This is a genomic window from Aquiflexum lacus (assembly GCF_015476655.1).
Lineage (GTDB): Bacteria > Bacteroidota > Bacteroidia > Cytophagales > Cyclobacteriaceae > Aquiflexum > Aquiflexum lacus.
This window is the reverse complement of record NZ_JABFHF010000002.1, coordinates 264149-276445: the sequence shown is the minus strand read 5'-3', so window position 1 is coordinate 276445 and position 12297 is coordinate 264149. Positions and strand designations below refer to the sequence as shown.

Sequence of the window (12297 nt, the reverse complement as noted above, 5' to 3'; positions counted from 1 at the left end):
GTTCAGATATTTCTATCATTTCCCTTTGTCAAATGATATCCGTAATTTAAAGTTCCAAAAAAAATTCCAAAAAATCACACATCTTTTCCCCTCTTTTAACCTCTCTGCAAATTAGAATTTATTTCAAATTCATTCCCTCATTTTTTCTTTTGGGCTGCTAACCACTCCATAATGGTAACCGGGCGGCCATTGAGTAATACAGGAGAACCGTCGTAGTCGGTCTTGGCTACATTGGCATGGCTGTATATCCAAGACCAATGGCCATTGTAATGGTAATTTTCCCCTCCGAAAAAACCCGTGATATCCGTCACATGATCGTACAAGGTAAATACAACATTTTTTGCACCTGCAGCTTTTAATCTATTGTGAAGTGGAATAGCGGTCAGGGCCGCTTCGGTAGTCGTATCATCTTTGGAGTGTACAAACCACATCGGTACATTTTTTATCTTTTTGATTTGTTCATCACTGATAAATTCATTGTGGTAGGCCAATGCACTGATAAAGCCTGCGGCAAAGTAATCCGGATGCTCAATGATCAATTTGAGGGACATATAGCCTCCATTCGAACATCCACCCACATATATTCTTTTTGGATCGATATTCGGATTTTTGGATACATATTCCTGTATCAAAGCAAAAAGAGCTTCGTTATAAATGTCATTTTCCTGTCCCCTTGTCATTCCCCCCTCAGAGGCCTGCATCCAGAAAGTGGGGGCTTGGGGTACCAAAACATGGGCATCTCCAAACAGGACTTGGATTTCTGGGGAAGCATAGTTGACAGCCTTATTGCCCAGTAATGCCACAGTCGGGTCATAGCCACCTTCTCCCCCTCCATGGAGCCAGATAATCAGGGGAACTTTTGTATTATTGGCTGGTGGGTTATAAACCGCATAGGACATACTGTGATTATTTCCATATTTATATTGTTGGCTGAGGTCAAACTGATCCACGAGGGGCATGATTTTACCGACCGGATTATTCCATACTTGACCTGACTTGGTATCAATCACAGTCAGTTTGTAGTCCACCCAATAATTCCCTCCACGGTTGTTGATTCTGGTATATTGAAAAGGAGACCCTAATGGTAATTCTGGACTAACTCCGAGCACTAAAGCAATGTGCTTCCCCTCTTCAATTCTGTTGCCCATTTCATCAGACACATAGGCATAGACTACTGAACGACTTCCCGAGGCACTTTCCTCTGCAATCTGCACTCCTTCCAAGCTTCGCGTTGCATAGACTTGGTATTGGTTGGCTTGGGCTTCCTTGACACTTTCCTCTAATGACAAGATTACTTTATTGACAGCAGGTCCCCAATCAAAGCCTTCCACCACCCAGTAGTAGTCACCTTGATCATCAGGGAGGTATTTATCGGTTTCTGAAGCATTTACATTATATCCGCTATGGCCAATAAGGCTGAGAAATATAACCAATAAGGTGAATAGGTTTATCTTTTTCATAGGAGTTTAAAAGGAATTAATTCGTATGAAAAAGATAAAAACAATGAGTGGAATTCCTTTAAAGAATTACAGGAACGGAAATAATCCAGACTGTGATCCTAACTGCAAAAAATAAATTCCCCCAAAAGAATAAAGTCAAAAATAGAATCTATTAAAAAGTTTTGATGATGGATTTCAATCATTTGAAACAAATATTTTTTTAGAAAAGAAAAATACCGTTAGAATGACTTTGAAATCCTATATTCAATTTAATCTTTTGGTTAATGAAACTTTCTTTAAATTAAGATATTAATAATTGAACATATCATGCAAAGTCAAAATAGTCTTTCTCACAGAGGATCTCAGGCAGCAGATAAACCCATGAGGGTTGACCTGGAAATTTATAACCAAGCGCTAGAAAACAAATATGATGAAATAGAAAATCCAAAAGGTACTTTCCCAATGAATGTAGCAGAAAATCATCTCTGCTGGGAAATGCTTCGTGAAAAAATACAGTCCATTACCAAAGCAAAAGATATCCCTGATTGGGTTTCCAGTTATGGGGACCCTGCGGGGGTATTGTCATTTAGGGAAGCCGCGGCCAAGTTCCTATCTGAATTTTTAATCAAAAAAGAAATCCCGGGGGACTCGCTCGCATTTTCGGCAGGTGCCACTTCTGTGATTGAGATGACATCATTTTTATTGGCTGACCATGGGGATACTGCTGTGATACCCGCACCTAGTTATCCGGTCTATACAGCCGATATAGGGGTGGTTCCAGGAATAAAGCGTTTTGATTTACAAACCCATACTGAAATTAACGAACTGAAAGATGGAATACCACTTTCCATTGATCAATTGGAAAAGGCCAAAAAAGAGATTCAAGCCTTGGGAAGTCGGTTCAGGATGTTGATTTTAACTTCTCCTGATAATCCCACGGGAGGCATTTATTCGGCATCACAGCTAAGCCTATTAGCTTCCTGGTGCATCGAAAATGAAATCCACCTGATTGTTAATGAAATTTATGGATTGTCCCCCATCGATATCCATCATCCTGAAATCAAATCTGATTATCCAAACCCCATTGAGTTTGTATCCTTTGGGCAATTGATGGCTAAAAAGAAAAACCCATATCTTCACTTTTGGTATTCTTTTTCCAAAGACTTGGGTATTTCAGGCTTTCGGGTTGGATTACTGCATTCTTATAATGAAGAATTGATCAATGGCTATCGAAATGCAGGACTTTCCCACGCTGTTTCCAATTACACCCAATGGGTTTTACAGGAGTTGTTGGAAGACCTTGATTTTATGGGAAAGTATATAGCTGCCAACCAAAAGGCTTTGGCTGAATCCTATGTGATTGTAGTGAGTTGCTTGAAGGAACTTCGTATTCCCTTTAACCCCTCCTACGGTAGTCTGTTTGTATGGATGGATATGTCGGAGTTCTTGCCAGAAAATTCTGATCCCGGCCAAGATGCATTATGGTTGGAAATTTTTGAAAAAACAGGAATATTATTGACTCCAGGGAATGGATTTGGCCACGAAAAGAAAGGGTTGTTTAGGATGGTTATTTCCAGTATTGGACATCAGGCCTTGCATGTGGCAATGGGACGGCTGAAAAAATATATTCTGAAGAAAAAGTATACATAGTCCATTTGATCTACCTCAATTCTTAAATTTTCATAAAATACATTAACCTGATAAGGAAATAGTTTTACTTTGTGGAATTCTTGTAACTATATGAATAATAGATTTAAAATTACACTTTCCATTCTTTTCCTGACAGTTTTGGCAAGCTGCAATAAGGAACAAGACCAAAAAACGAGCGGAACCAATACTATTTTTTCTGTTGAAATCCTTGACTCTCTTGTTGTAGACTATATTGGTGCCATGGCATGGTCTCATATCAGTCCAGATGGTCAGCACTTTCTGGCTTTGGACCAACAAAAAACCGATATGCTTCTTATAGACCGGAAGGGAGAAATTAAGATTGTGATCAATAAAACCGGTGACCAACCTGAGTCTATAGGACCAAACCTATCAGGCCGTCCTCAGTTCAGAAATAATGAGGAAATTGCTTTGTTGGGAAGCAAGGGGATGTTTGTTTTTGGATTTGATGGGAATTTAATAAAAAGCATCAAACCTGAATTTGACCCCATATCTAACTTAATCATCCAAAATGCTGATCAGTTTCAATTTATAGATGAAAACAATGCTGTAGCAGTATATGGCACAAGAAATCCTGAAGGTGCAGGTTTTTTCACTGAAGCAACAGGTACTAAATTGGAAGCAATTGATGTTGGCCAAAGAACCTTTACGGGTATCTTGCCTTACCCAACCACATCGAGGTTTAATACAAAAGAAACCTTCCCTATCGCCAATTCTATACCTGTGTTTAGGGCAAATAAAAAGGGGATTTACCTTGCCTTCAAAAATGATCCAAAGGTTTATCATTATGATTGGGAAAACCTTGAAATCCCCAAAAATGAAATCAAATTAAAAATTGAACCTTTTCACTTGATGGATGGAAAAGACCCCAAAGCAGTCGATAAGGAGGTTATCCGTTTCGATGTAAGGGATTTTGCATACGGTTCTATTAACAATATTTTTATATCGGGTGATCAAATAGTGCTATCCTATAATCAAGGTTTATCCGATGAGGAATACCAAAATATCACAGAAGGTATCACTGATTTTCAAGAATCCTTTAGAGTAGTAGGACAAAATAACAAGTCTGTTCTGGCGGTTTTTAATGAAGAAGGCCTTCCGATAAACATAGATGTTCCTGATTTTTTGGGTCGACTGGAATTTGTGGATCAAGAGGGACATCTTTGGTTTTCACCCAATAAAAATGAAGTCGAAAGAGATTATGAAGTGCTGTTTAAAACAAAGTTAAAGTAGTTGTCAATTTCCCTCTTTAATGCAACCTTTAATATCTGATTGTAATCATTACAATAGTTGAAATGATTTTATGAAACTAAAAATCCCAATTCTTTTGATCATTTTTGGGTCCATGCTATTTGGCTCTTGCAGCAAGACTGTAACCCTTAATAGAATGGTTCCCGCAGAAATAAGTGTTCCCACTTATGTTCAACGCCTATTATTGGTGGATAGAACAGCACCACAAAGTGAAGGACTGGCCATTATCGAGGGAATACTTACCGGAGAGGCACCCTTTGAAGTAAAGAATGCGGCCGAAGCAACCCTTACCACTGTCCAACAAGAATTGAATACTTCCCCGAGGTATGAAGTCATCCGGGCAAGGGAGAGATTACGAGGTGGACTTTTTGCACAGACTTTCCCGACACCTTTGACCTGGGAACAGATCAAAGGTTTTTGCAGACAATATGAAGTCGATGCCGTCTTGGTATTGGAAAAATTCTCCTCTGACTTTGTGATTACAGACAAAAGGAAAATGGTCAAAAAAACCGTGGGGACCGGAAAGGATTCCAAAGAGATTGAAGTAGAGGGAATCTACTTGGAAGGCATGGCTTCTGTCAGTGCTGGCTTCAGACTATATGAACCTAAAACCAGAAATATTTTTGATCAGGTAAATTATGACAGGACCAACCTATGGTCAGCAGAAGCTGAAACACGTACTCAGGCCGCAGCCATGCTGATAGATAAAGTCCGGGCAACGCAGTATGTCGGAAGAATGGCAGGCGCAAGTTATGCAAAAAGGATTGCCCCCATGAATGTATCCATTAGCCGTACCATGTACGAAAAACCAAAGTCCAATCCAGCCCTTGCAAGAGGATCACGATTGGCTCAGGTAGGTCAATGGGAGGAAGCAATTGAAACCTGGCAATAAGGTTTGACCTTAATTAATGATCGCAAAACCGGAGGTAGGCTAGCCTATAACATCGCTCTGGGCAATGAGGTCATGGGAGATTTGCAAGAGGCGAGTATTTGGGCAGGAAAAGCTTTTACGGATTATGGTTACAAGAAAGGCAGGACCTATGCCCAAGAATTATCCAGAAGAATGATACAGGAGGATATTGTCAGGGAACAATTGATAAGGGATAATGATTAATGACGGGTTTATATCTGAAAAGAGGAGCCCATAAACCCTAATTTTTTTATCAGCCAAGTAGTAAACAAGTTAAGTTTATAAAAATTTGTCAATGAATTTTTTCAACTAAAATTCATGCAGCATCATGGAACTTTGACTAGTTGACCTCGTTACTAGACTAAGTTATTAATCTTTTTTCAAAAAAAATTACCTATGAAAAAACAATACTGTTGCTTGCTTTGACATTAGTTTGGAACGTATCATTTGCTCAAATAGACAGGTATATAAAAATTGAGAATTATACAAATCCTGATGAAATTGAGGTCATAACTGATTCTGAGATTACTGAAGACATGAAAAAAGTCGGGACTATTTTTGCAAAGGCAAAAGGGGTTACAATAATTGCCGCAATCAATAACGTTAATAACCGGGCTTTGAGGAAATTGAGAACAGAAGCTTCAATGCGGGGAGGAAGCCATATATTAGTAACCCATGAGACTCAGGAGAATACTATACTTTCAAAAACATCTGCCTATTCCGCAATTATCTATAGATCCAATCAGTCTGATGTCAATGAAATCACAGAACTATTGGAATCCAAAGAATTTTCTTACCGCTTTGAACGCACCTACAACAGGAACAAATTCAACCATAAAGACAAATTACTCAATCAACCACTTCAAAAGGATCAATGGAACCAACCCTATGAAAAAAACGGGGAAATAATTTTGGAGATAAATGAATTCTTAGGTAGTAAAAACCAACTTGTTAAATATATAGTCACCACTTATTCTGATTCGCAAATTTTACTTTTTAAAGAAGATATTCCAGGCAAAAAGATGAGTTTGATCAGTCTGGAGGCTTTAAAATGATCAATGAAAAAGCGATCCAAAATCTGGATAGCTTTTTCATTGAAACTAGAATCTACTGACTTTACTTGATCTCCTTCAATAGCGCTTTTACAGCTGCCTCAATCTGTGCATCTTTCCCGTAAAGTATTTCTTCAAATGGTGTCGCCACCTTGATATCCGGTTCTAATTGAAGGTTTTCCAAAGGCCTATCTTCTTCAACACCGTAAAAGGCTATCATCGGAATCCCAAATACAATGGTAGGGTCAATCTGGGCTTCCCACCAAACAGCTGTACTGGTACCCGGTACAGGCATACCAATCAACTTTCCAATTCCCTTGGCTCGATATGCGTAAGGAAAAGCATGGGCATCAGAATAGTTACTTTCGCTCATCAACACCACGCTGGGTTTGGACCACTTGTCTCTTGGTTCTCCTCCTTTGGATACTAATCCGTAAGGCCTAAAAGTAGCATAGGGCTTTCCGTCTAAAAACGTGGAAAGATCCTCATGCAGCCATCCACCACCATTAAAGCGGGTATCTACAATCAGTGCTTCTTTGTCAGCATTTCTTCCCAAAACCTCATCAAAAACCACCCTGTAACTGCCATCATTCATGCCTTGAACATGTACATACCCGATTTTACCATCACTGAGCTCATCTACCATTTCCCTCATAGACTTAACCCATCTTTTATATACCAGGGCATTTTCAGCACCGATTGCAATGGGTTTAACGGTCTCGTCATATCTGGATTTAGTGCCCGGGTCATAAAGACTTAACAGCACGTTTTTATCAGCTTTCCTATTGAGCAACAAATTCCAATCCATGGCATCATTGATTTCAATGCCGTCAATTTTTTCTAGCACATGACCGGCTTTGACTTTGCTCTGTGCTTTATCCATTGGACCGCCGGGAATTACTTCTTCTATTTTTAACCCTGCGCCTAAAGCTGTTTCATCATAAAATAGCCCTAAGGAAGCGGTAGCGTCTCCATTTTCAGGTCTATGGGAATATCTCCCACCTGTATGCGATCCGTTGAGTTCTCCCAGGATTTCGCTCAACAATTCCTGAAAATCATAATTATTGTTGATATGGGGTAAAAATCTGGCATAATTTGCCCTATACATATCCCAATCAATGCCATGCAGTTTGGGATCGTAGAATTTCTTTTTCACCTGCCTCCATGCGTGATGGAAAATATATTCCCTTTCACCGGAAGAATTTAAAACCATTTCAGCATTGATCCCCACATTTGAGATTTTTCCGGTTGCTGTCTCTACTTTGGAAATTTTTCCATTGGCCAATACAAAAAGGTTTTTGCCTTCTTTATCCAATTTTATCGTACCCGGACCTGAATTGGTTTTGGCCAATGATTTTAATTCCTTGGTTCTGGTATCCAGTGACCAAACATCATACTTATCTTCGAAACTGGCCATGAAAAAAAGTTTGTCGCCGTCAGGTGACAATTCAAAAGAAGATAAATTGACTGAACCAGTCGTCAGTCTAAGTTTTCTGTCTTCTATATTTTCAACATCAAGAACCAAAGGCTCCATCACTTTGTCCTTATCATTTTCTTGACTTTTATCTTTCTCTTTGTTTTTACCTTTTTCTTTATCTTCTATTTCTTTGGTCAATTCATACTCATCTTTGCTCAAGCGGAATCTATCATACGCTTCTTTATCGAAGAACATGGCATAAATATCCAATTCTCTGGAGCCTTGAAATGCCAATGGCTTTTTCCCATCCTTATCATTTGCCCAGATAAAGGCCTTTCCTTTCATGGCAAACTTTCCGCCTCCATCAGAAAATCCGCTATTGGTCAAATTAACACCTTCTTGAGTACCCAAAGCATCATATAACACCATATGACTTCCTCCGAAATAACCCAAAGCATTTTTTGCAATAATCCATTTGCTGTCCGGGCTCCAGGTAAAGTCCTGGTCACCATCACTGTATGAAAAATTCTGTCCTTCAGGAATTATCGTTCTAGAGGTCTTTGTTCCTAAGTTGAAAATTTTTAAAGTATTTCTTTCTTCCAAATAAGCTATTTCCTTCCCGTCAGGGGACACCAAAGGTTGAAATTCATCCTTATCAGAAGCTATCACAGGCTCCTCTTTGATCAGTGTAGCTGTATAGAAATATGGCTCTTCACTTCTCACAATACTGGCTTTGTAGATATCCCAACTGTCTCCCCTTTCTGTGGAATAAAAAAGAGTTCTTCCATCTTCTGACCAACTGAGCATTCTTTCCTGTGCAGCAGTATTGGTAATCCGTTTGGTAAGGTTGTTATCTGCTGAGGTAACAAAAATCTCACCTCTGAATACAAAGGCTATTTCTTTTCCATTTGGAGAAAGCGCCATTTCGGTGGCGCCACCATTGACGGACACTATTTTCTCTTCATTTCCTCTGAAATCAGCAAAAATTGAAATGTTTACTTTTTGGGGTTCTCCTCCTTCTTTGAGCGTATAAATCTCTCCGTTCCAAGAAAAACTCAACAGATCCTTATCTGATCTGCTCAGATGTCTTACGGGATGGTCTTTAAAGTTGGTCAATTGCTCTTCTTGACCGGAAGCAATTTCACGTTTAAAAATATTCTGAGCACCATTTTTCTCACTTAGATAAAATGCAGATTTTCCATCAGATGAAAAAATTGGTTCTCTGTCCTCCCCTTCAAAATCACTGATTTGCGTAAATTTCTTGGTATTCAAATCATAAATCCAGATATCCCTGGTTACTGATGAGGTATGCCGTTTTCTCCATTCATCTTCATATCCCTTTCTATCCTGAAAAATAATTTTGCTTCCATCTAGATCATAGTTCGCAGACTGAAAACCTGCAGTAGAAAGCAATGTGCTGCGCCCTCCTGCTACGGGAACTTGGTAGAGTTTTCCAAATAACCCTTTATTAGGAAAACGTACAGAGGATTGTAAATCATTTCTTGGAGAACTGAATATGATATGTTTGCCATCAGGACTGAAATCCCAAGGGATATCATTTCCTGAATGGAAAGTCAATCTTCTGGCTTCTCCGCCATATGAAGGAATGACATACACATCAAAATTCCCATATCTGTCACTGGCAAAGGCTATCTGCTTGCCATCAGGACTCCATACGGGCATTTGATCATGGGCTTCGTGAAGCGTAAGTGGCAGGGCTGTACCTCCATCCGTACTGACTTTGAACAAGTCTCCTTTATATCCAAACACAATTTCATTTCCATCAGGAGAAATGGCTGGGTATCTTAGCCAAAGAGGGTTATTTTGGGATAAAACCGGTAAGGTTAATCCCAAAAAAACCAAAAAGGTATATATAATTTTCATATAGGTAGTTGATTTAGTTTCGGTATCAATTTACGGAAAAACCCGCATTTTTAAAGAAAACAGTTACCGATGGATTGATGAATAAAGGTTTGGTGTTAAAATAAAAAAAGACAGCCCGAAGACTGCCTTTTAAATCATAATTTCATTTGATCATTTCATTACTTTCCATTAAAAATAGCTGACTCCCCCAGTTGCTCCTCAATTCTTAGCAACTGATTGTATTTAGCCATTCTGTCAGATCTTGAAGCTGAACCTGTTTTGATCTGACCGCAGTTGGTTGCAACAGCCAAATCAGCTATTGTTGAATCCTCAGTTTCACCCGATCTATGAGACATTACGGCGGTATAACCAGCCTTATGCGCCATTGCAACTGCTTTGAGGGTTTCTGTCAAGGTACCGATTTGGTTTACTTTGACTAGGATTGAATTGGCAGATTTTTCTTCAATACCTCTCTTGAGGAATTTGACATTTGTAACGAACAAATCATCCCCAACTATTTGGATCTTGTCGCCGATTTTGGCAGTAAGCATCGCCCAACCCTTCCAATCATCTTCAGCAAAACCATCTTCAATAGAATCAATTGGATACTTTTGAGTCAATTCAGCCAAATATTCTACCTGCTCTTCCCTAGTCCTTATTTTTCCATTAGGTCCTTCAAATTTAGTATAGTCATATTTCCCATCTTTGTAAAATTCTGTAGCAGCACAATCCAAAGCAATGGTGACTTGATCACCTGCCTTATAGCCTGCATTTTTGATTGCATCCAATACACAGGCCAAAGCTTCCTCTGTGCCTCCAGAAAAATTAGGTGCAAAACCACCTTCATCACCTACGGCGGTACTTAAGCCTTTATCATGAAGTATTTTTTTCAAATGATGAAAAATTTCAGCACCCATTCTGATAGCTTCCGAAAAACTTGAAGCTCCAACAGGTCTTACCATAAATTCCTGAAAAGCAATTGGGGCATCTGAATGAGATCCACCATTGATGATATTCAGCATGGGAACTGGAAGTGTATTTGCATTGACACCACCAATGTATCTGTATAGGGGCTGACCGGATTCCATAGCTGCTGCTTTGGCCACCGCCAAAGAAACGCCTAGGATTGCATTTGCACCTAATTTACTTTTAGTAGAAGTGCCATCAAGATCAATCATGATTTGGTCAATCAGATTTTGCTCAAAAACATCCATTCCAAGCAACTCAGACGCAATGATATCATTCACATTGGAAACGGCTTTTAAAACACCTTTTCCAAGATATTTGGATTTATCTCCGTCACGAAGTTCAACTGCTTCGTTTACTCCGGTTGAGGCCCCACTAGGTACAGCTGCTCTTCCAAAAGCTCCGTTTTCAGTCACTACATCAACTTCCACAGTAGGATTCCCTCTGGAGTCTAAAATTTGTCTAGCGTGAATTGATTGAATCAATGTCATAATTTAAAAGGTTTAAGGTTGTTTAATTATTGTTCATTAAAGATATAAAGTCATCAAATAAATACCTCGAGTCATGTGGGCCTGGAGAGGATTCAGGATGATACTGTACTGAAAATGCAGGTTTGTTTTTCAATTTTATTCCCGCAACAGTTTGGTCATTCAAATGAATATGTGTCATTTCCACAGTGTCACTGTTTTCCACATCTTCTTTTTTTACCACGAAGCCATGGTTTTGAGAAGTGATTTCACTCTTTCCTGAAAGCAGGTTTTTGATCGGGTGATTCAAGCCTCTGTGGCCATGATGCATCTTAAAGGTAGAAATACCACATGCTTCTGCTAAAATCTGATGTCCTAAGCAGATTCCAAACACAGGCTTATTTGTGTCCAAAATATCTTTTGTAGTTTTCACAGCGTATTCCATAACCGCAGGGTCCCCGGGACCATTGGAAAGGAAATAACCATCTGGATTCCATTTTTCCATTTCAGCCAAAGAAGTCTTAGCTGGAAAAACCTTACAATAGACTCCTCTTTCTGAAAGGCTTCTAAGAATATTATATTTTATCCCAAAATCCAGGCAGGCTACTTTATAATTTGAATTTTCATCCCCGAAAAAGAAAGGTTCTTTTGTACAAACTTTTGAAGAAAGTTCAAGGCCGTTCATATCCGGAATCTTATTGAGTTCAGCTTTTAGACCCGCAAGGTCATCTTCAAACTCAGAGCTGATGATGGCATTCATCGCGCCTTTAGCCCGTATATGTCTTACCAGCTTTCTGGTATCGAGGTCGGCAATACCGGTGATACCATATTTGACGAGATAATCCTGCAATGAACCACTGGCATCAATCCTACTGAAAATCTCTGAAAATGAGTTTACTACAATTCCAGCTATGGTTGGATGATCAGATTCTATTTCTGTGTTGATAACACCATAATTACCGATATGCGAGGTTGTGGTGACAATAATCTGACCTGTATAGGATGGATCAGTATAGATTTCCTGATATCCGGTCATTCCTGTATTGAAACAAATTTCACCGCCGTTGGTACCTGGGCTGCCTATTAAAGTCCCATTAAATAATGTTCCATCGGCTAAAAGAAGGGTTGCTTTTTGTTTGTTCATCTTTATATTTTGGACTTGCCAAAGTTAGTGATTTTTAAAGTATAAGACACGGGAAAATGGTTTGGATATAAAAAAAGGGATCGAACCTAAGTCCAATCCCTTTCATATTTAAAATCTAAC

General features: G+C 39.2%; 9 protein-coding genes. 5 read left to right on the top strand and 4 right to left on the bottom strand.

Annotated features, from left to right (window positions below):
• Positions 1–137: 137 nt before the first annotated feature.
• Entirely contained in the window at positions 138–1460 is a 1323-nt protein-coding gene (locus tag HMJ38_RS03330; RefSeq protein ID WP_194972947.1) for a prolyl oligopeptidase family serine peptidase, read from the bottom strand.
• A gap of 306 nt (positions 1461–1766) precedes the next feature.
• On the opposite strand from HMJ38_RS03330, the gene HMJ38_RS03325 reads away from it, so the two are divergent.
• From HMJ38_RS03325 to HMJ38_RS03310, 5 genes are all read left to right on the top strand, one after another.
• Positions 1767–3089: an aminotransferase class I/II-fold pyridoxal phosphate-dependent enzyme gene (locus tag HMJ38_RS03325; RefSeq protein WP_194972946.1), complete on the top strand. Its 1323-nt coding sequence runs from the start codon at positions 1767–1769 to the stop codon at positions 3087–3089.
• Positions 3090–3179: 90 nt separating this feature from the next.
• A complete protein-coding gene (locus tag HMJ38_RS03320; protein ID WP_194972945.1) occupies positions 3180–4340 on the top strand; it encodes a hypothetical protein in 1161 nt (386 codons plus the stop codon).
• A 70-nt stretch (positions 4341–4410) separates the two neighbouring features.
• The gene (locus HMJ38_RS03315; protein ID WP_228779849.1) at positions 4411–5250 is read left to right on the top strand and encodes a DUF6340 family protein; all 840 of its coding nucleotides are present in this window, start codon (positions 4411–4413) and stop codon (positions 5248–5250) included.
• Positions 5251–5253: 3 nt separating this feature from the next.
• Complete coding sequence (locus tag HMJ38_RS25255; RefSeq protein WP_228779848.1) at positions 5254–5472, top strand: hypothetical protein; 219 nt, start codon at positions 5254–5256, stop codon at positions 5470–5472.
• Positions 5473–5681: 209 nt separating this feature from the next.
• Positions 5682–6323, top strand: coding sequence for a hypothetical protein (locus HMJ38_RS03310; RefSeq protein WP_194972944.1), 642 nt, complete (start codon positions 5682–5684; stop codon positions 6321–6323).
• Positions 6324–6384: 61 nt separating this feature from the next.
• On the opposite strand, the gene HMJ38_RS03305 is transcribed toward HMJ38_RS03310, so the two are convergent.
• From HMJ38_RS03305 to carA, 3 genes are all read right to left on the bottom strand, one after another.
• Positions 6385–9621, bottom strand: coding sequence for a S41 family peptidase (locus tag HMJ38_RS03305; RefSeq protein ID WP_194972943.1), 3237 nt, complete (start codon positions 9619–9621; stop codon positions 6385–6387).
• A gap of 158 nt (positions 9622–9779) precedes the next feature.
• Positions 9780–11057, bottom strand: coding sequence for a phosphopyruvate hydratase (gene eno, locus HMJ38_RS03300; protein ID WP_194972942.1), 1278 nt, complete (start codon positions 11055–11057; stop codon positions 9780–9782).
• Positions 11058–11079: 22 nt separating this feature from the next.
• The gene (gene carA / locus HMJ38_RS03295; protein ID WP_194972941.1) at positions 11080–12177 is read right to left on the bottom strand and encodes a glutamine-hydrolyzing carbamoyl-phosphate synthase small subunit; all 1098 of its coding nucleotides are present in this window, start codon (positions 12175–12177) and stop codon (positions 11080–11082) included.
• Between the last annotated feature and the right edge of the window lie 120 nt (positions 12178–12297).